This window comes from Stenotrophomonas muris (assembly GCF_052751275.1).
Genome location: NZ_CP199879.1, coordinates 3,304,705 through 3,323,183 on the forward strand (window position 1 = coordinate 3,304,705; position 18,479 = coordinate 3,323,183).

An 18,479-nucleotide genomic window follows, 5' to 3' on the forward strand; every position below is an offset into this window, starting at 1 on the left:
TTAGTCAAGCGCATGGTAAGCTCCGAATTGCTGCTTCGGGTATCGTATTCATCCGTTCGCATTGCCAAGCGGAAGCGCGGAGCTGCCATTCCTGCAGACATTCAGGCGGAAGATGCTCAAGACCATGCGCGTTCCAACCACTCCGCAGCGCAGCCGCATGATGTCGAGCATTCGCGGAAAGAACACCCGGCCGGAGCGGATACTTCGCTCCCTTCTTTTCGCCAGGGGCTTTCGATATCGACTTCATGTGCGGGGGCTGCCCGGCTCCCCCGACCTTGTGTTCCCGAAGCACAAAGCAGTGGTATTCGTCCATGGGTGCTTCTGGCACCGACATGAAGGGTGCCGCTATACAACCACTCCCAGTACCAATGAAGATTTCTGGCTGCAGAAATTCCAGGGAAATGTCGCTCGCGACACGCGCCATGCGGAGATGATTCATGCGCTCGGCTGGCGTATGGCGGTCGTATGGGAGTGTGCCTTGAAGCACTCGCGCGAGGAGACTGCACAGGTGGTTGAGGAATGGCTGCATAGCGGCGAGGATGTCTTGGTGATCGGTCAAAGCACTGACTAGCCCGCTTCAATAAGTACCGGAAGCTGTTCCGGCAGGTTTCGCTACATACTTCCCGCCGGCATCTTCTTTAAGATGTAACCAGTCTGCCTTCGCCTCCTCTTATTCATCTCGTTCAAAAGGCTACGAACGGTCTTGGCTAGCTTGTGGGCAAGCAACGGAGGCACCGCATTGCCGACCTGGGTGTACTGCTCCGTGCGGTTGCCCGCGAAGAGGTAGTTGTCGGGAAACGTCTGGAGCCGTGCTGCTTCCCTGACCGTAAGACTTCTGCATTGCGAGGGATCGTAGTGGATGTAGTAGTGCCCATCCTTCGCAATGTGGGCCACCACCGTGGTGGACGGTTCATTCCTGCACTGCACGCGGAACCGGTCCTTGAATGGGATCACTTCGGATTCCCGATCGACATGCGCATTGATGTGATCAGGAAGCAGCTTGGGAGGGAAGACATCCAGCGTCGGGCAGTATCCCGATAAGTGAGCAAAACTGGCCGAGAAAAGATACCGAGCAAGATCGGATGCCATGTGCCCACGCGCCTCATGCTGACAAACCCCCCCCAAACTTCGGTCGTGAAGCCATTGCTGAAGCTCTGTTGGCTTCTTTAGCCTTTTGTAGTCCCGTGAAATAAAGGCGCCACCAGTGGTAGTGCTGGTTGCCGCAGCAGCAAAGGAACGCATTTTCTCGATAATGGCAGATTCATTCTCTGTCTTCCAGCCCTTGACGCACGAGGGGGCAGCTTGGACAGCTTTGCGCCACGCCTCCACCGAATCGCCACGCGACAACTTGCTGCGGATTCGAGGAAGATCGTCAATGGCCTGCTTGACCGTGACAGGCTTTGCCACGGGTGCCAGCAACTGATGTTGAGGCATATCCAACCCCTTCCTCACTCCGAGCAGAATCACGCGATGCCTGCTTTGCGGGATACCATGTCGCTCGGAATGAATAAGGTAGTCGGTAGGTTCCAGCGAGCTCTCGTCGCCCTTCTTGGTGAAGGATCGGATTTCGTACTCGAGCCCCTCGGTCGGCATTGAAAGATCCGCGATGATCTTCTCGAACATCGGATTGCCGGAGTGCTTGGAGGAAAGCAAACCCTTGACATTCTCCATTACGAAAATGGTGGGCTTGTGCACTTGGATGATTCTCAGGTACTCCCTGTAGAGGAAGTGCTTTTCATCCTTGTGAAAGTCTTTGTCGTTGGCACGCCTGGAGCGCCCCGCCAGCGAATACGCTTGACAGGGTGGGCCGCCGATCAGCACCCAGGTTTCCTGCCCCTTAAGTGCAGCCCGAATTTCCTTGTCGATACTGACTTCATCGGACTTGCCAAGTTCTAGGCATCTCGCCTCGGTGGCAGCATGCTCAAAGGCGCTGGCCACGGCAGGGATCTTGCGAAAAGCAGCCTCATCGATCTCGCGCCGTATGTAGCTGTAGTAGTGCTTGACGTCCTTGGTGCCACGCAGGCGCCTGAACACTGCCCTGAGCGACAGCGTGCGATGTGCGACAGCATCCTTCTCAATAGAAAGGGCAATCTCGAAGAATGGCTGCCTCTTGTGGCCCCGCAGGGACGCGAATCCTTCCCCGAGCCCTCCTGGGCCAGCAAAAATATCAATTATGGGAACTGGCACGCCAGAAATCCTCCCCTTAGTACTTCCGGAAATTTGATGTGATAAGCCCTCCTTAGAACTGAGAGCATTCAGAAATCACCACTCATCTTGTTTGGCAACTGCCCAAACCTGCAGTCAGCGCAAGCACGCTAGCACTTCGTCCATTCTTCCCACCTTCGTTCCATAGATTTGCGCGCCGCTTAAAGTCAGGAGATAGATCCACCTCACATTCCTTCAAGCGCGCCAGCAGTAAATCAATCGTCCTGCTCTGCTCGAATAAACCCATCTTCGCAGGATAAAGAACGCGTTAATGAAATTACCCGAGCTCCGCCGCTCAACTTCGAGACCGATCCCGCCCCCCGCTAGAATCCGTCGCTTCCAGTGGCATTCCTGCATCAACATTACTGCCCACCGCAGAAACCCCATATAGCAGACCGTTTTCGCTTTCATTGTATTCAATTCAATGACATTCACATCGTTAGCAAAATAAAAAGGGCGGCTACTCGCCGCCCTCTTTATCACCACAGATGCCATCTCGGCAAGGGCACTACATCAAACCCCAACAGGATTAGCCTTCTCCGGATCAATCTTGTACTGCTTGATCGCCCGGGCCACATCCTTCGCGGTCATCTTCCCTTCCTTCGCCAGCGCCGCAATCGCGGCATGCGCGATGTAGTAGCGATCCACCTCAAAGAACCGGCGCAGGTTCGCACGCGTATCCGAGCGACCAAACCCATCCGTACCCAGCACCGTGTACGACATCGGCACGAACGCGCGGATCTGGTCCGCATACGCACGCACGTAGTCGGTGGCGGCAATCGCCGGGCCCTGGCGGCCTTCCAGCAGCTCGGTCACGTAGGCCTTGCGCTGCTCACCTTCCGGATGCAGGCGGTTGGCACGTTCCACGTCGAAACCATCGCGACGCAGTTCGTTGAAGCTCGGGCAGCTCCAGATGTCGGCGGTTACGCCGAAGTCCTTGTCCAGCAGCTCGGCGGCGGCAATGGCTTCGCGCAGGATGGTGCCCGAGCCCAGCAGCTGCACGCGCAGCTCGCCCTTCTTCGGCTTGCCGGCGTCGGTCAGCAGGTACATGCCCTTGACGATGCCTTCGGCCGCGCCTTCCGGCATTTCCGGGTGGGTGTAGTTCTCGTTCATCAGGGTGACGTAGTAATACTCGTCCACCTGGTCTTCCATCATGCGCTTGGTGCCGTGCTGCAGGATCACCGTCACTTCGAAGCCGAAGGTCGGGTCGTAGCTGCGCACGTTCGGGATGCCACCGGCCACCAGATGGCTGAAGCCATCTTCGTGCTGCAGGCCTTCACCGTTCAGCGTGGTGCGGCCGGCGGTGCCACCCAGCAGGAAGCCGCGGGTACGCATGTCGGCGGCCTGCCAGGCGATGTCGCCCACGCGCTGGAAGCCGAACATCGAGTAGTAGATGTAGAACGGCAGCATCGGCACGTTGCTGACCGAGTAGCTGGTACCGGCGGCCATCCACGAGCTGATCGCGCCCGGCTCGCTGATGCCCTGCTGCAGCACCTGGCCGCTCTGGTCTTCGCGATAGAACATCAGCTGGTCGGCATCGACCGGCTTGTACTTCTGGCCGAACGGCGCGTAGATGCCGATCTGGCGGAACAGGCCTTCCATGCCGAAGGTACGGGCTTCGTCGGCCACGATCGGCACGATGTGCGGGCCCAGTTCCTTGTCACGCAGGGTGATGTTCAGGCTCTGCACGAAGGCCATGGTGGTGGAGTAGCTGCGCTCGCCGCTGCTCTTCAGCAGGCGCTCGTAGGCTTCCAGCTTCGGCGCCACGAAGGTCTTGTCGGCCTTGCGGCGGCGCTGCGGCAGGTAACCGCCCAGCGCGGCACGGCGTTCCTGCAGGTACTGCACTTCCGGCGAATCCGGGCCCGGGTGGTAGAACGGCACCTGGCCGTCGGCCAGCTGCGCGTCGGTCACCGGAATGTTGAAGCGGTCGCGGAAGTGGCGCACCGCTTCGTCGTCCAGCTTCTTGGTCTGGTGGGTCGGGTTCAGTGCCTCACCGGCGCTGCCCATGCCGTAACCCTTCACGGTCTTGGCCAGGATGACGGTCGGCATGCCCTTGGTGTTCACGGCCTGGTGGTAGGCGGCGTACACCTTGTGCGGGTCGTGGCCACCACGGTTCAGGCGCCAGATGTCGTCGTCGCTCAGGCCGGCGACCATCGCGGCGGTTTCCGGGTACTTGCCGAAGAAATGCTCGCGGGTATAGGCGCCGCCGAAGGCCTTGCAGTTCTGGTATTCGCCGTCGACGGTTTCCATCATCAGCTTCTTCAGGACGCCGTTGGTGTCCTTGGCCAGCAGGGCATCCCAGTAACCGCCCCACAGCAGCTTGATCACGTTCCAGCCGCCGCCACGGAACACGCCTTCCAGTTCCTGGATGATCTTGCCGTTGCCGCGCACCGGGCCGTCCAGGCGCTGCAGGTTGCAGTTCACCACGAAGATCAGGTTGTCCAGGCCTTCACGGCCGGCCAGCGCGATGGCACCCAGGGTTTCCGGCTCGTCGCTCTCGCCGTCGCCGATGAAGCACCACACCTTGCGGTCGGACTTCTCGATCAGGCCACGGTTTTCCAGGTAGCGCATGAACTGCGCCTGGTAGATGGCGGCCAGCGGGCCCAGGCCCATCGACACGGTCGGGGTCTGCCAGTAGTCCGGCATCAGCCACGGGTGCGGGTACGAGGACAGGCCACCGCCGTCCACTTCCATGCGGAACTTGTCCAGCTGCTCTTCGCTGATGCGGCCTTCCAGGAAGGAACGCGCGTAGATGCCCGGGGCGCTGTGGCCCTGGATGAACAGCAGGTCGCCCGGGTGGTTCTCGCTCGGGGCGCGCCAGAAGTGGTTGAAGCCCACGTCGTACAGGGTGGCGCCGGAGGCGAACGAGGCGATGTGGCCGCCCAGGTCACCCGGCTTGCGGTTGGCGCGGACCACGGTGGCCATCGCGTTCCAGCGGATGATCGAACGGATGCGCCATTCCAGCTCGGCGTTGCCCGGGCTCTTGGCCTCGAACTGCGGTTCGATGGTGTTGACGTATTCGGTGGTGGGAGAGAACGGCAGGTAGGCGCCCGAACGACGGGTCAGTTCCACCATGCCTTCCAGCAGCTGATGCGCGCGCTCGGAGCCCTCGACATCAATAACGGCCTTCAACGACTCGATCCACTCCTGGGTCTCCACAGGATTCGGGTCGTTGTTCAGCACCTCGTTCAACCAGTTCATTAGCGCTCCCATAACCGCACGCACGCGCGCGACTGTTGTATAGATTTCTAGACCGCAAAGTGTAGCGCACCAAGGGCTTTCGTCACTTGGCTACGCAGGCGTATGGATGCAACCGGCCAGTGTCCGCAAGGGGCTTGCCGCGCCCGCTGACGGCCCTGCGGCGGGCCTTGGCGGCTGCGCGGGCTGTCGCTTGCGGGCCGCTGCGCCCATGTGCAGGACGCAGTGTTACCGCTGCCGATGACGGTTGTAGGGCAACTCCGGCACCGCTGTAGGGGCGGTTCGGGCAACGGTACTGAACCGGCGACAACATGTCGCACCTGCCTCTGGATCGGTACCGGCTGCGGGTCCAACGTGGGCCGCGAGTGAGGGGCCTGGCGGCCCTGCTCCCTTCCACGGTTCGCCGGGGCGCCCTGCAAGGGGCGCCCCTTTTGCTGTGCACGCGGCCGCCCGTGGCCCAAAACGGACCTGCTTGTGGCCGGATCGATGATTGCCGGCTTCGATATATCGATATATCGTTTGCACACTCGTTTACCGATATATCGAAATGAGCCGCCCCCCTTCTCCCAGAGCCCGTTCCACCGATCCGGCGGTGCCCCGCCGCAACGGCCAGCCACGCGTGCTGAGCCGCGGTGACCTGCGCCTGCTGGTGCTGGCCCTGATCGGCGAGCAGCCGCGCCATGGCTACGAACTGATGCAGCTGATCAGCAACCAGTTCATGCAGGCTTACACGCCCAGCGCCGGCACCATGTACCCGCTGCTGGCCAGCTTCGAGCAGGCCGGCTGGATCGAGGCCGAGGAAGTGGATGGCAAGCGGATCTTCCGCATCACCGCTGCCGGCGAGTTCGAGCTGAAGGTGCAGCGCACCCAGGTGCGGCTGGCGCAGCGGCGTGCCTTCGACCGTGCCCGCGAGATCACCAAGGCCTCGCTGCCGCCGCCGCTGGCCACTGCCCTGCGCGAGTTCAAGCGGGCGCTGGTGCATCACCACGGCCGCTGGGCCGAGGGCGAGGCGGAAGAAGTGGCGGCGCTGCTGACGCGGGCCTCGGCCCTGCTCAACGGTACCGCCGGTAGCGAGAGCCCACCGTTTTCAACGACCCAGCCAGACTGAATCCAGCCAGGTCCTCCCCCATGCCGCGCGCCCCCGCGCGACACCTTTACAGGTATCCCCATGACCGAACACAACAACACGCGCCTGCGCCTGGATGTGCGCTTCCGTGAACTGACCGTGCTGCGCACCGAAGAGGTCACCCCGCACATGCGCCGCGTGGTGCTGGGTGGCGACGATCTGGCCGGCTTCGATTCGCCCGGTGCCGACGACCACATCAAGCTGTTCTTCCCCAACGCCAGCGGCGAGATGGTGCTGCCGGTGCTGACCGCCGAAGGCCGCAGCTACCCGGACGGCAAGGCGCCCTCGCCGTCGCGCGACTACACCCCGCGCTGGTGGGACCACGAAACCGGCGAGCTGGCCATCGACTTCGTGCTGCACGACCAGGGCATTGCCGGGCCGTGGGCCGAGCGCGCGCAGCCGGGCGACACGCTGGTGATCGGCGGCCCACGTGGCTCGTTCGTGGTGGCCGACAGCTACGACGCCTACGTGCTGATCGGCGATGAAACCGCGCTGCCGGCCATCGCCCGCTGGCTGGACGTGCTGCCGGACGGTGCCGAGGTGCAGGCCTTCATCGAAGTGCGCGACGAGGCCGAACGCCAGGACCTGCCGCAGTACGAGAACGTGCGCATCCACTGGCTGGAGCGCAACGGCTTCCCGGCGGCCAGCAGCACGCTGCTGGAAGACATGCTGACCGACTTCGAGGCACCGGACGGCGATGTCTTCTATTGGATCGCCACCGAATCGCGCCGCGCGCGGATGATGCGCAAGTTCATCGAAGGCCACCTGGGCGTGCCGCGCGACTGGATCCGCTCGACCGGCTACTGGAAGGCTCACCCGGACGAAACCGACGGCGATTGACCGGCTCGGGGTCAGATCCCTTTTCCTGTGGAAAAGGGATCTGACCCCATGCACCAGAACCTGCCTGGTGGGTGCGGACCGTTGGTCCGCACGCCCTTGACTGTGTAGAGCCGAGCCCACGCTCGGCTGCTCTCCGCTCCGCCATCGGAAAACCCTCGCGCTGCGCGCGATGAGCCGAGCGTGGGCTCGGCTCTACACGGATTCCGACACCCGGTTCAACGCATCAGCCGCCAGGCAATGCGACAATCGCGCTCCTTTCCTGCAGCAACGAGGCCCACATGGCCAAACTGACCCTGGCCAGCGTGGACGCGCTGCGTACCCGCTTCGCCGATGACGCCGCCTGCGATGCGGCCCTGGCCGCCTTCGCCGACACCGCTGCACTGCGCGCGCCGCTGCGCGAGCTGGTGGCGGCACAGCACCGCTACCTGCAGGCCGAATTCGAAGTGGCCCAGGTGGCCGACGTGCTGCGCCGCGACCAGAAGTACGCGCCGGTGGGCCGGCCTTCGATCAACATCGTGCAGCTGCGCAAGCAGCAGGCCGCGACCAAGCAGGCGGCGCTGATCGCACGCCAGGTGGTGGCGCAGGCCGCGCAGACCTTCGTGCGCGTGAGCGGGCTGGCGGTGAAGGCCAAGCAGAGCCCGAGCGAAGCGTGTGGGGCGTGGCTGGGCGCGTTGCGCTGAGCGCGCGTACCCGGTAGATGCCAACCTTGGTTGGCCTGCGGAGTGCCCATGTGCCAACCAAGGTTGGCATCTACCAAAACACTCTCCGGCCCGCATGAACCGGTAGTGGCCAACCTTGGTTGGCCTGCGGAGTGCCAGTGTGTCTACCAACGCGCGTTCCCCCGCACCCAAAAAGAAGGCCCGCTTTTCAGCGGGCCTTCTGCCTTCTCACGACGAGTGAGCGGGGTGCATCAAGCGGCCGGCTTTTCGCCGGTGGCTTCGGTGGTGATGCGGATCTTCACTTCATCGCTGACGTTCGGAGCGTAGGCGCCGACGCCGAAATCGCTGCGCTTCAGGGTGGTGGTGGCATCGAAGCCGGCGGCCGGAACCTTGGCCATCGGGTGCTCGCCGCCGCCGTTGACGGTGACGTCCAGGGTGACCGGCTTGGTGATGCCCTTGATGGTCAGGTCGCCGGTGACGGTCAGCTTGTTGGTGCCGGTCGCTTCCACCTTGGTGCTCTTGAAGGTGGCATCGGCGAACTTGGCGGCGTCGAAGAAGTCGGCGCTCTTCAGGTGCTCGTCGAACTTGGCGGTGAAGCTGTTCAGGCCGCTCAGCGGCAGCTTCACTTCCACGGTGGACTTGGTCACGTCTTCGGCGTTGTACACCAGGGTGCCTTCGACGTTGCCGAAGTGCGCGCTCGGGTTGGAGAAACCGAAGTGGCTCCACTGCGCCAGCACGTCGGTGTGGCTCGGGTCCAGCTTGTAGGTGCCCGAGGCGATCTTGATCGCTTCGGCGGCCGGCGCGGCAGCAGCGGCATCAGCCGCCGGGGTGGCGGCCTGCTCGGTGGTGGCCGGGGCGGCGGCATCGGCCGCCGGGGCAGCGGTGTCGGCCGGCTTGGAGCAGGCGGCGATGGCCAGGGTCAGGGCCAGCGGCAGCAGCAGTTTACGGGTGGCGCTCATCTGAGGAACTCTCCGGATCGTAGGGTGGGTACACGGTGCAGCAAGAGCCCGCCGCGCGACGGCAGGCCCGAAACCGATACAGCGACTTACGCGATGCGCGCCGCTTCGTCGAACGACAGGCGCGGCAGGCGCGGGAACAGGCCCGCCGGATCACCGTAACCCAGGTTGACCAGGAAATTCGACTTGATGGAGGTGCCGGCGAAGAAGGCTTCGTCGACCTTGGCCGGGTCGAAGCCGGACATCGGGCCGGCATCCAGGCCCAGCGCGCGCGCGGCCAGGATCAGGTAGGCGCCCTGCAGGCTGCCGTTGCGGATGGCGGCTTCGTGGCGGCCTTCCTGCGGGCCGTCGAACCAGGCCTTGGCATCGGTGTGCGGGAACAGGTACGGCAGCTTCTCGTGGAAGTCCAGGTCGAAACCGATGATGACGGTGACCGGCGCAGCCATGGTCTTGGCCAGGTTGCCTTCGGACAGCGCCGGGGCCAGCTTGTCCTTGGCCTCCTTCGAGGTGACGAAGACAAAGCGGGCCGGCGTGGTGTTGGCCGCGGTCGGGCCCCACTTCACCAGGTCGTACAGTTCCTTCAGCAGGCTCTCGGGGACCGGCTTGTCGAGGAAGGCGTTCTGGGTGCGGGCCGTGCGGAACAGCTGATCGAGGGCAGCAGCGTCGAGCGCGTGGGACATCGGTGGATCTCCAGGGCGGCGAAAGGAAGTCAGTGCCCGCGGGCGGCGCGGGGCGAATCGACGAGCCGCAGTGTAGAGTGTCGCGACTGTTGCAACACCCAGCAGGACTGAAACGAATTAATGCCAATGGTGAAACGATCGAGCGCGCCCTGGACGGTCACTGACGGCCGCGCGGGCAATGTCCGCCAGGCGGTCGCGCTGGCCTCGGCATTGCGCCAGGGCACCCACCGACCGCTGCTGCTGCAACCGCGCGCGCCCTGGCGCTGGCTGGCGCCGCGGCGCCTGCCCGGCGATGTGAACGGCTACGGCGAGGCCTTCGCGACGCTGGCTGCCGACGCCCCGGCGTTGGCGATCGGCTGTGGCCGCCAGGCCGCTGGCGCCCTGCGCGTGCTGCGCGCACGCGGCACCCAGGTGGTGCAGATCCTCGACCCGCGCATCGGCGCGCGCCACTGGGACGTGGTGGTGGTGCCCGAACACGACGCCCTGCGCGGCAGCAACGTGCTGACCCTGCTCGGCAGCCTCAACCCGGTGGACGATGACTGGCTGGCCTGGGGCCGCGCCGCGTTCGCCGGCTTCAGCACCCTGCCCGGCCCGCGCACTGCGCTGCTGGTGGGCGGGCCGACGCCACTGGCGCCGTGGGATGAGACGGCGATGGTCGGTGTATTCCAGGCGCTGGCCGACCAGATCCGCAGCGAAGGCGGCAGCCTGCTGGCCACCACCTCGCGACGCACGCCGCCGGCGTTGGCGGAGATCCTGCGCGCGAAGTTCGCCGACCTGCCGCACGTGATCTGGGGCGATGGTGGCGACGGTACCAATCCCTATGGCGGCCTGCTCGGCTGGGCCAACCGCGTGGTGGTCTCGCCCGATTCGGTGAACCTGCTCTCGGAGGCGTGCGCCACGCGCATGCCGGTGATGGTGGCGCTGGCCGACACAGCGCAGGGCCGCCTGGCGCGCTTCCAGCAGCAGCTGCGCGAACGCGGGCGGTTGCAGGCGCACTGGCTGGACTGGCAGTACGACCGCATCGAGCCGCTGCGCGAAACCGCGCGGGTGGCGGCGGAAGTGAAACAGCGCCTGGCATCACGGTAGTGCCGGCCGCTGGCCGGCAACGCTGTACCTGACATCACGGTAGTGCCGGCCGCTGGCCGCCAACGCTGCACGCATTGCCAAACCCTGCCGTTGCCGGCCAGCGGCCGGCACTACCCGATTGCGCGGCGCAAGGGCGTGGATCGCCCGCTGCGCTGAGCAGCGTATGATCGGCGCGCGGGCCTGCCCGCCGTTGAAGGTACCGACATGGATCGTTTTTCCCGCCTGCCCCGCGCCGCGCTGCTGATCGCCAGCCTGCTGGCGACCGCACCGGCCTGGGCCAACAGCACCGCCTGCCGCGAGCGCTACCCCAGTGTGGCATCGCAGGCGGCGATGCTGGACGTGGCCTGGACCACCGCCGAACGCCTGGACGCGCTGCCCGATGTGGACGTGGTGGTCGCCGCGCGCGGTGGCCAGGACCTGAGCCGCTATGGCTTGCGCCACAGCCACCTGGCCTTCCTGCTGCGCGAGGACGACGGCCGCTGGCGCGCGATGCACCTGCTCAACCGCTGCAAGACCGACAGCTCGCAGCTGTACCACGAGGGCCTCGGCAACTTCGTCGGCGAGAGCGGCGGCCATACCGACCTGCGCATCGGCGTGCCGTCGGCCCCCTTGCGTGCCGCACTGCGCGCGATGCTGGTGTCGCCCTCGATCCAGCCCAAGGCGCTGCACGAAACCAAGTACAACGTGGTCGCCTACCCGTTCGCCACCGACTACCAGAACTCCAACCAGTGGGTGCTGGAAGTGCTGGCGGCGGCGATGGCGCAGGCCGAAGGCGCGCCGGCCATCGTCAAGCGCGAACAGGCACAGCAGTGGCTGCGCCAGCAGAAGTACCAGCCCAGCGTGCTGCATATCGGCCTGGGCAAGCGCGTGGGTGCGCGCCTGTTCGTGGCCAACGCCACCACCACCGACCATCCGGCCGGCGAACGCATCTCCGGCAACTATTCGGTGGTGACGGTGGAATCGGTGTTCGACTTCCTGCACCAGCGCAGCCAGCTGCAGCAGGAACTGGTGATCCCCCATGTGCCGGTGGCCGGTGCCACCGCCGCCTCGCCCTGAATCCCGCAAGGAGAACGACATGCGTCTGCTGCACAACTCCCTGGTATCGATGCTGATCGTCACCGCGCTGGCCTGGTCATCGGCCGCCCATGCCGAACGCCGCATCGTGATCATCCATGACCCGGGCCCGCAGGGACCGAGCCTGGAAATGTCCACGCAGATGGTGGCCTCGGCCCGCGCCGCCGCGGCGAAGGAAGCCCAGGATGCCGCCGATGCCGGCCAGCCGCTGGCCCGCCCGCAGCAGATCAAGCTGCCGCAGATGGAGGTGAGCGCGATTGCCACTACCGTCGACGGCCGCCGCGAAGTGCTGCTGCGCGATGCCAACGATCCGCAGAACACCGCGTCGATGCAGTACCCGCGCGGCGTTGGCGACCCGGCCGTGCAGTTCACCGTGGGCCAGACCGTGAACTTCGAGCCGACGGGCAATGACCAGGGCTGGCAGTTGAAGGACAACCAGGGCCGTGCGCTGGAATACCTGCCCGAAGCTACCGGCCCGCGCGACATCTTCGATACCCGGCGCTGAGCCGCCGCCCCACGCTGACCAGGAGGTCTCCATGTTCCGTTGCCTGCGCGTTCCCACCACTGCATTGCTGCTCTCAGCGCTGCTGGTGCCCACCGTCCATGCCGGCGCCGCGCCGCAGTTGAACAGCAGCGAGGCCAGCGTGATCGTGACCTCGTTCGTGGTGCTGTCGCTGCCGATGGCGGCCTCGATGGGCCTGTCCGAACTGTCCAAGGCGCCGTTCAAGGCCAGCGAACGCAATGCCAGGGCGACCCGCACCAAGGCGGTGCCGCTGCCGCCGATGGAAGTGAAGAAGGTGGAGACCACGCCCACGGGCGAACGCCAGGTGCAGTTGCAGGTACCGGACAAGGCCGACCACACCGCCACCCTGCGCTGGCCGGTGCAGCCGCCGGGCGAGAACCCCACTGCGGCCTTCGTGGTCGGGCAACAGGTGCATTTCGACCCCACCGAGGCCGGTGCCGGCTGGAACGTGAAGAGCGCGCAGGGCCAGACCCTGGCCTATGTGCCGACGGCCTATGCCGCCGGTGATGTGATGAGTGAAGCGCTGTAAAGCTGAACGACCGGTTTTGGCTTTGCCGCAGGCCGGGCGGATAATGGGCAATCCCCTTTGTCCCCTTGGCTCGCCATGTCCGTGCGTCCTGCCCCTCTGTTTGCCCCGCTGACCCCGCGCGCCCTGGTGCTGGCGGTACTGGCCATGGGTGCAGTGGTGCTGCTGTCCAACGTGCTGGTGCAGTACCCGATCAACGACTGGCTGACCTGGGGCGCCTTCAGCTATCCGGTCGCGTTCCTGGTCAGCAACCTGATCAACCGCCGCTTCGGCCCGGGCCCGGCGCGCCGCGTGGCGTGGATCGGCTTCGCGGTGGCGGTGCTGCTGTCGATCTGGGTGGCCACCCCGCGCATCGCCATTGCCTCGTGCTCGGCGTTCATCGTGGCCCAGCTGCTGGACATCACCGTGTTCGACCGCCTGCGCCGCGGCAGCTGGTGGCGCGCACCGATGGTGGCCACCACCTGCAGCGCGACGGTGGATACCACCCTTTTCTGGTCGATCGCGTTTGCCGGTTCCACCTTGCCGTGGGTGAGCTGGGCCGCCGGCGACCTGGCAGTGAAGCTGGCGATCGGTGTCTGCCTGCTGGCCCCGTTCCGCGCGTTGTTGTGGAAGATGGCGCCGTTGCGCGCCACCAGCTGACCGCCATTGATCCGGTGGGTGCCGACCGTTGGTCGACACGCCCTGCAGAACTCATCGCTGCTGACAGATTGTGCCGACCAACGGTCGGCACCCACCAGGAGCGGCCATCGCAGGGCCATTGAGCCGGTAGTCGCCAACCTTGGTTGGCGCTTGGCATTCATGCCAACCAAGGTTGGCATCTACCAACTGCAGTCCTCCGCCATCCGGCACTCAGGCGAACGGCAGCTCTGCCGCTCTGCACGCCGCCGTAATCGCTGCACACGCCTCTTCAATCGCCGGCGTGGTCGGGGCCAGCCGCGGGCGGCGGTCCAGCGTGCAGGCCAGGCCCACGTCCAACAGCGTGGCGTGCGCGCCATGCAGCGCCTGCGCGGTGGCATCGGGCAGGAAGCCCGCAACCGCCAACGCATTGATCAACGACGGCGTATCGCGCGGCTGCAGCAACGCCACGTGCCGCGCACTGCGCGCAAGCACACCGGTCTGCAGCAGGAATTCCAGGTCCACCACGCCGCCCGCACCCTGCTTCAGGTCCAGCCGTGCGGCGTCGCTGCGGTCCAGTTCGGTGCGCATGCGGCCGCGCATCTTCAGCACGTCGGCATACAGCACACCCATGTCGCGCTCACGCCCCAGCGTCTGTGCACGCACCTGCTCGAAATCGGCCAGCAGGCTGGCATCGCCGGCCACGCCACGCGCGCGCACCAGCGCCTGGTGTTCCCAGGTCCACGCACGTTCGCGCTGGTACTCGGTGTAGCTGGCCAGCGAAGACACCAGCGACCCCTTGCCGCCATCCGGGCGCAGGCGCACGTCGATGTCGTACAGGCGGCCGGCGGCGGTGACCGCACCGAGCAGCGCCATCACCTTCTGCGCCAGCCGCGCATACCAGCGCCCCGGCTCCAGCGGACGCGCGCCGTCGCTGGCCTCCACGCCGGCCGGGTTGTCGTGCAGGAATACCAGGTCCAGGTCGGAACCGAAGCCCAGTTCAAGCCCGCCGAGGCTGCCGTAGCCGATGATCGCGAAACGTCCACCGGGAATCGCGCCGTGCGCGGCGCGCATGTCCGCCTCGGCCATCGCCAGCACGGTGACCACCACCGCCTGCGCCAGTTCGGCCAGTTGCCGCGTGCTGTCCACCGCGCCCTGGCGGCCGTCCAGCGTGGCCATCGCCATGCGGAAACTGAGCGCCAGCCGCGTCTCGTTGAGCCAGCGCAGTGCCGATTCGGGATCTTCCACCGCCAGCACCTGCTGGCACTCGGCCAGCATGCCGGCCGCATCGGGCATCGGTCCGGACACGCGCACGTCCAGCAGTTCGTCCAGCAACAGCGGGTACGCGGCGAGCCGCTCGGCCAGCAGCGCGCTGCGCGCCAGCACATCGACCAGACGCGCCAACGCGCTCGGTTGTTCGTCCAGCAGCGCCAGATAGCTGGTCCGGCGCAGCACCGCCTGCAGCAGGCCGAGCACGCGCTTGAGCGCGGCATCGGGCTGCGGCGAACGCGTGGCCGCATGCAGCAACGCGGGCAGTACGCGATCCAGCCGCGCACGCGCCGCATCGGACAATGACTTCACGCCGGTGCCCTGGGCGAAATCGCGCAGCGACTGATCGGCGCCATTGGCATCGAGGAAACCGGCTTCGGCCAGCAACGGCGCGTTGCTGCCCTCGGGCAGGCTGCGCCAGTAGTTGGCCAGCGCGTCGGGCGCGGCCTGGCCCTTGCGCGGGGCCAGCAGCGCGGCGAATTCGGTGCTGACCCGCTGCTGCTGTTCGGCCAGTGCCGCGCGCAGCACCTCCCAATCCGGGTAGCCGAGGCCGATGGCAATGCGCGCGCGGTCCAGCGCGTCGCTGGGCAGCACGTGGGTCTGCGCGTCGCGCAGCATCTGCAGGCGGTTCTCCAACCGGCGCAGGAACAGGTAGGCCTCGCGCAGCGCAGCGCCATCGTCGGGCGCAATCTGTCCGGCGGCCACCAGCGCGTCCAGTGCCACCAGCAGGCGGCGCTCGCGCAGCGCCGGCTCACGGCCACCGCGGATCAGCTGCAGCGCCTGGCACAGGAACTCGATTTCGCGGATGCCACCGGCGCCGCGCTTGATGTCTTCGTGCAGCTCGCGGCGCGCGACTTCGGCGGTGATCGCCGCCTTCATCTCACGCAGGCCGTCGAGCGCGGTGAAATCCAGGTAGCGGCGGTATACGAACGGGCGCAGGGTCTGCAACCACGCTTCGCCGGCGTCGATGTCGCCGGCCACCGCGCGCGCCTTCAGCCACGCATAGCGCTCCCAGTCGCGGCCTTCGCGCTGGAAGTACTGATCCATCGCCGCGAACGACAGCGCGACGCGACCGGCGCTGCCGAACGGGCGCAGGCGCAGGTCGACGCGGTGGCTGAAGCCATCGACCGTGGTTTCGTCCAGCAGCTTGGCCAGGCGCTGGCCGAGGCGGGCGAAATACTCCTCGGCGGCCAGCGCGCGCGGACCGTCGGATTCGCCGCCCTGCGGGTACGCATAGACCAGGTCGATATCGGAACTGAAGTTGAGCTCGCCACCGCCGAGCTTGCCCAGGCCGAATACCACCAGCTGTTGGGGGATGCCTGCGCCATCACGGACCACGCCGTGCCGCTGTGCGAATTCCTGCTGCAGGGCGTCCAGCGCCAGCCGCAGGCAATCCTCGGCCAGGGTGGTGGCGCCAGCCAGGGTCTGCGCCACGTCATCCAGCCCGGCCAGGTCACGCCAGATCAGCCGCGTGGACATCGCGGTGCGCCAGCGCCGCAGCTGTGCCGGCCAGTCGCTGGGTTGCAGCGGATCGAGCACCGGCGCCGGGATCGGCGGGCAGCCGGGCGCGGCCAGCTGCGCCAGCAGCGCCGGTTGCCGCGCCAGGGTGTCCAGCGCGAAATCGCTGGCCACCGCCAGCCGGGTCAGCAGCGGCAGCAGCTCGGCAGGAACAGGCTCGGGCAGGACCTGGGCCAGGCGCGCCAGGGCGCGGTCGACAAGGGGCTGCAGGGTGGCGGGCAGGTCAGCGGTGGCGAGGGTCATGCGCTGATTCTCGCGGGGTCGGATCCCTTTGCCAACGGCGAAGGGCTCTGACCCCGAGGTGCCGCCGGTTGATGCCGCTGCTGGGGTCAGAGCCTTTTGCCCTTGGCAAAAGGATCCGACCCCGAAGGGGTGCCGCGCATTCATTCTGGGCGGCAGGCAATAAAAAAGCCCGCTTGCAGCGAACTGCCAGCGGGCTCTGCTCCCTCCCCCACGTCGGGATGCAGGGCCATCGTGCGGGCTGCGAAAGCACTTTGCACGCTGCACTGCAAAACAAAACCGGTGGGTATGGGTGACCCCGGTGGGGAAAAGCCATTCCACGAAGGTAGAACCCCCCGTACGGATGAGGATGGCCGATAATCGGGTTTCCCCCCAGAAACACTGTCGTCATGTCTGTTGATCGCATCGCCAACGCGCGTCTTCGTGACCGCGTGGTCTCCGCCGAGGCCGCAGCCGCGCTGATCCAGCCCGGTGAAACCGTGGCCATGAGCGGCTTTACCGGCTCCGGGTATCCCAAGGCCGTTCCCGTGGAACTGGCCCGCCGCATCGAAGCGGTGCACGCCCAGGGCCAGCCCTTCCAGATCAAGCTGATGACCGGCGCCTCCACCGCGCCGGAACTCGATGGCGCGCTGGCCAAGGCCGATGGCATCGCCATGCGCATGCCGTTCCAGAGCGATCCGGATGCGCGCAACCGCATCAACGAGGGCAAGCTGGATTACATCGACATCCACCTCAGCCACGTCGCCCAGCACGTGTGGTTCGGCTTCTACGGCGAGATCGATACCGCCGTGATCGAAGTCTCGGCCATCCGCGAAGATGGCTCGCTGGTGCCCTCCACCTCGGTCGGCAACAACAAGACCTGGCTGGACCTGGCCAAGAAGGTGATCGTCGAGGTCAACGAATGGCAACCGGCCGGCGTCGACGGCATGCACGACATCTACTACGGCACCGCGCTGCCACCGCACCGCAAGCCGATTCCGCTGGTGAACGCCAACGACCGCATCGGCGACACCGCGCTGCGCTGCGACCCGGACAAGATCGTGGCCGTGGTGCGCACCAACGGCCCGGACCGCAACAGCCCGTTCAGTCCGATCGATGCGACCAGCGAACAGATCGCCTCGCACCTGATCGAGTTCCTCAAGCACGAGGTGAAGAAGGGCCGCCTGCCGCCGAACCTGCTGCCGCTGCAGTCGGGCGTGGGCAACATCCCCAACGCCGTGCTGGCCGGCCTGGCCAGGAGCGGTTTCCGCGACCTGGCCGCGTTCACCGAAGTGATCCAGGACGGCATGCTCGACCTGCTGCGCGATGGCGTGCTGAGCTACGCCTCGTGTACCGGCTTCGCGCTGAGCCCGCAGGCCAACGAGACGTTCAAGGAGAACATCGATTTCTACCGCGAGCGCATCATCATGCGCACGCAGGAGATCTCCAACCATCCCGAACTGGTGCGCCGCCTGGGCTGCATCGGCATGAACGGCATGATCGAGGTGGACATCTACGGCAACGTCAACTCGACGCACGTGATGGGCACGCGGATCATGAACGGCATTGGCGGTTCGGGTGACTTCGCCCGCAACGGTTTCCTGTCGGCGTTCCTGAGCCCGTCCACTGCCAAGAACGGCACCATCTCGGCGATCGTGCCGATGGCCAGCCATGTCGACCACACCGAGCACGACGTGTCGGTGATCGTCACCGAACAGGGCCTGGCCGACCTGCGTGGCCTGACCCCGCGCAAGCGCGCGCAGGTGCTGATCGACAACTGCGCGCACCCGGATTTCCGCCCGCAGCTGCAGGATTACTTCGACCGTGCCAGCCGCGAAAGCTACGGCAAGCACACCCCGCACCTGTTGCCCGAAGCACTGTCGTGGCACCAGCGCTGGCTGGATACGGGCACGATGAAGGGCTGACCCCGGGTCCGGACATCGGGTAGAGCCGGCCGCTGGCCGGCTTCCCCTACAGCCGGCCAG

The 18,479-nt window shown here is 66.0% G+C and carries 15 protein-coding genes; 10 read left to right on the forward strand and 5 right to left on the reverse strand.

Annotated elements, in window-relative coordinates:
- Window positions 1–112: 112 nt before the first annotated feature.
- On the forward strand, window positions 113–571 hold the full coding sequence (locus tag ACUVWL_RS15415) for a very short patch repair endonuclease (protein ID WP_070490040.1): 459 nt from the start codon (window positions 113–115) through the stop codon (window positions 569–571).
- Between the two features lie 41 nt (window positions 572–612).
- On the opposite strand, the gene ACUVWL_RS15420 is transcribed toward ACUVWL_RS15415, so the two are convergent.
- Window positions 613–2,187 carry a DNA cytosine methyltransferase gene (locus ACUVWL_RS15420; protein ID WP_395136180.1) on the reverse strand — a complete coding sequence of 525 codons (1,575 nt, stop codon included), beginning with the start codon at window positions 2,185–2,187 and terminating at the stop codon, window positions 613–615.
- Between the two features lie 531 nt (window positions 2,188–2,718).
- Window positions 2,719–5,406 carry a pyruvate dehydrogenase (acetyl-transferring), homodimeric type gene (aceE, locus tag ACUVWL_RS15425; protein ID WP_012478970.1) on the reverse strand — a complete coding sequence of 896 codons (2,688 nt, stop codon included), beginning with the start codon at window positions 5,404–5,406 and terminating at the stop codon, window positions 2,719–2,721.
- A 544-nt stretch (window positions 5,407–5,950) separates the two neighbouring features.
- Here aceE and ACUVWL_RS15430 point away from each other — a divergent pair.
- The 3 genes from ACUVWL_RS15430 to ACUVWL_RS15440 all read left to right on the forward strand — a co-directional run bounded on the left by ACUVWL_RS15430 (window position 5,951) and on the right by ACUVWL_RS15440 (window position 8,049).
- The gene (locus ACUVWL_RS15430) at window positions 5,951–6,511 is read left to right on the forward strand and encodes a PadR family transcriptional regulator (RefSeq protein ID WP_049441440.1); all 561 of its coding nucleotides are present in this window, start codon (window positions 5,951–5,953) and stop codon (window positions 6,509–6,511) included.
- Window positions 6,512–6,571: 60 nt separating this feature from the next.
- The gene (locus tag ACUVWL_RS15435; RefSeq protein WP_445978536.1) at window positions 6,572–7,369 is read left to right on the forward strand and encodes a siderophore-interacting protein; all 798 of its coding nucleotides are present in this window, start codon (window positions 6,572–6,574) and stop codon (window positions 7,367–7,369) included.
- Window positions 7,370–7,647: 278 nt separating this feature from the next.
- Window positions 7,648–8,049 (forward strand): hypothetical protein, encoded by a 402-nt coding sequence (locus ACUVWL_RS15440; RefSeq protein ID WP_414611577.1) that lies wholly within the window; start codon window positions 7,648–7,650, stop codon window positions 8,047–8,049.
- A gap of 230 nt (window positions 8,050–8,279) precedes the next feature.
- Here ACUVWL_RS15440 and ACUVWL_RS15445 read toward each other — a convergent pair whose 3' ends face one another.
- Complete coding sequence (locus ACUVWL_RS15445) at window positions 8,280–8,987, reverse strand: YceI family protein (RefSeq protein ID WP_445978537.1); 708 nt, start codon at window positions 8,985–8,987, stop codon at window positions 8,280–8,282.
- Window positions 8,988–9,073: 86 nt separating this feature from the next.
- Window positions 9,074–9,664, reverse strand: coding sequence for a malonic semialdehyde reductase (locus ACUVWL_RS15450; protein WP_005415046.1), 591 nt, complete (start codon window positions 9,662–9,664; stop codon window positions 9,074–9,076).
- Window positions 9,665–9,790: 126 nt separating this feature from the next.
- Between ACUVWL_RS15450 and ACUVWL_RS15455 the strand changes: the two genes are divergently transcribed.
- The 5 genes from ACUVWL_RS15455 to ACUVWL_RS15475 all read left to right on the forward strand — a co-directional run bounded on the left by ACUVWL_RS15455 (window position 9,791) and on the right by ACUVWL_RS15475 (window position 13,512).
- Window positions 9,791–10,750 carry a mitochondrial fission ELM1 family protein gene (locus ACUVWL_RS15455; RefSeq protein ID WP_445978538.1) on the forward strand — a complete coding sequence of 320 codons (960 nt, stop codon included), beginning with the start codon at window positions 9,791–9,793 and terminating at the stop codon, window positions 10,748–10,750.
- A 204-nt stretch (window positions 10,751–10,954) separates the two neighbouring features.
- Window positions 10,955–11,806 carry a DUF2145 domain-containing protein gene (locus ACUVWL_RS15460; protein ID WP_014645730.1) on the forward strand — a complete coding sequence of 284 codons (852 nt, stop codon included), beginning with the start codon at window positions 10,955–10,957 and terminating at the stop codon, window positions 11,804–11,806.
- Between the two features lie 19 nt (window positions 11,807–11,825).
- Complete coding sequence (locus ACUVWL_RS15465) at window positions 11,826–12,329, forward strand: hypothetical protein (RefSeq protein ID WP_014645729.1); 504 nt, start codon at window positions 11,826–11,828, stop codon at window positions 12,327–12,329.
- Window positions 12,330–12,360: 31 nt separating this feature from the next.
- Window positions 12,361–12,876 (forward strand): hypothetical protein, encoded by a 516-nt coding sequence (locus ACUVWL_RS15470; RefSeq protein WP_049441435.1) that lies wholly within the window; start codon window positions 12,361–12,363, stop codon window positions 12,874–12,876.
- A gap of 75 nt (window positions 12,877–12,951) precedes the next feature.
- Entirely contained in the window at window positions 12,952–13,512 is a 561-nt protein-coding gene (locus tag ACUVWL_RS15475) for a queuosine precursor transporter (protein WP_014645727.1), read from the forward strand.
- Between the two features lie 210 nt (window positions 13,513–13,722).
- Here the strand turns inward: ACUVWL_RS15475 and glnE are convergent, their stop codons facing one another.
- On the reverse strand, window positions 13,723–16,518 hold the full coding sequence (gene glnE / locus ACUVWL_RS15480) for a bifunctional [glutamate--ammonia ligase]-adenylyl-L-tyrosine phosphorylase/[glutamate--ammonia-ligase] adenylyltransferase (RefSeq protein ID WP_445978539.1): 2,796 nt from the start codon (window positions 16,516–16,518) through the stop codon (window positions 13,723–13,725).
- A 386-nt stretch (window positions 16,519–16,904) separates the two neighbouring features.
- Between glnE and ACUVWL_RS15485 the strand changes: the two genes are divergently transcribed.
- Window positions 16,905–18,419 (forward strand): acetyl-CoA hydrolase/transferase family protein, encoded by a 1,515-nt coding sequence (locus ACUVWL_RS15485; RefSeq protein WP_032960979.1) that lies wholly within the window; start codon window positions 16,905–16,907, stop codon window positions 18,417–18,419.
- Window positions 18,420–18,479 lie beyond the last annotated feature (60 nt).

What these genes read in the sequence shown, in the direction of transcription:
- ACUVWL_RS15415 (WP_070490040.1), top strand. Translation starts at nt 113, where the DNA reads ATGCTCAAGACCATGCGCGTTCCAACCACTCCGCAGCGCAGCCGCATG.
- aceE (WP_012478970.1), bottom strand. Translation starts at nt 5,406, where the DNA reads ATGAACTGGTTGAACGAGGTGCTGAACAACGACCCGAATCCTGTGGAG.
- ACUVWL_RS15430 (WP_049441440.1), top strand. Translation starts at nt 5,951, where the DNA reads ATGAGCCGCCCCCCTTCTCCCAGAGCCCGTTCCACCGATCCGGCGGTG.
- ACUVWL_RS15435 (WP_445978536.1), top strand. Translation starts at nt 6,572, where the DNA reads ATGACCGAACACAACAACACGCGCCTGCGCCTGGATGTGCGCTTCCGT.
- ACUVWL_RS15440 (WP_414611577.1), top strand. Translation starts at nt 7,648, where the DNA reads ATGGCCAAACTGACCCTGGCCAGCGTGGACGCGCTGCGTACCCGCTTC.
- ACUVWL_RS15445 (WP_445978537.1), bottom strand. Translation starts at nt 8,987, where the DNA reads ATGAGCGCCACCCGTAAACTGCTGCTGCCGCTGGCCCTGACCCTGGCC.
- ACUVWL_RS15450 (WP_005415046.1), bottom strand. Translation starts at nt 9,664, where the DNA reads ATGTCCCACGCGCTCGACGCTGCTGCCCTCGATCAGCTGTTCCGCACG.
- ACUVWL_RS15455 (WP_445978538.1), top strand. Translation starts at nt 9,791, where the DNA reads ATGGTGAAACGATCGAGCGCGCCCTGGACGGTCACTGACGGCCGCGCG.
- ACUVWL_RS15460 (WP_014645730.1), top strand. Translation starts at nt 10,955, where the DNA reads ATGGATCGTTTTTCCCGCCTGCCCCGCGCCGCGCTGCTGATCGCCAGC.
- ACUVWL_RS15465 (WP_014645729.1), top strand. Translation starts at nt 11,826, where the DNA reads ATGCGTCTGCTGCACAACTCCCTGGTATCGATGCTGATCGTCACCGCG.
- ACUVWL_RS15470 (WP_049441435.1), top strand. Translation starts at nt 12,361, where the DNA reads ATGTTCCGTTGCCTGCGCGTTCCCACCACTGCATTGCTGCTCTCAGCG.
- ACUVWL_RS15475 (WP_014645727.1), top strand. Translation starts at nt 12,952, where the DNA reads ATGTCCGTGCGTCCTGCCCCTCTGTTTGCCCCGCTGACCCCGCGCGCC.
- glnE (WP_445978539.1), bottom strand. Translation starts at nt 16,518, where the DNA reads ATGACCCTCGCCACCGCTGACCTGCCCGCCACCCTGCAGCCCCTTGTC.
- ACUVWL_RS15485 (WP_032960979.1), top strand. Translation starts at nt 16,905, where the DNA reads ATGTCTGTTGATCGCATCGCCAACGCGCGTCTTCGTGACCGCGTGGTC.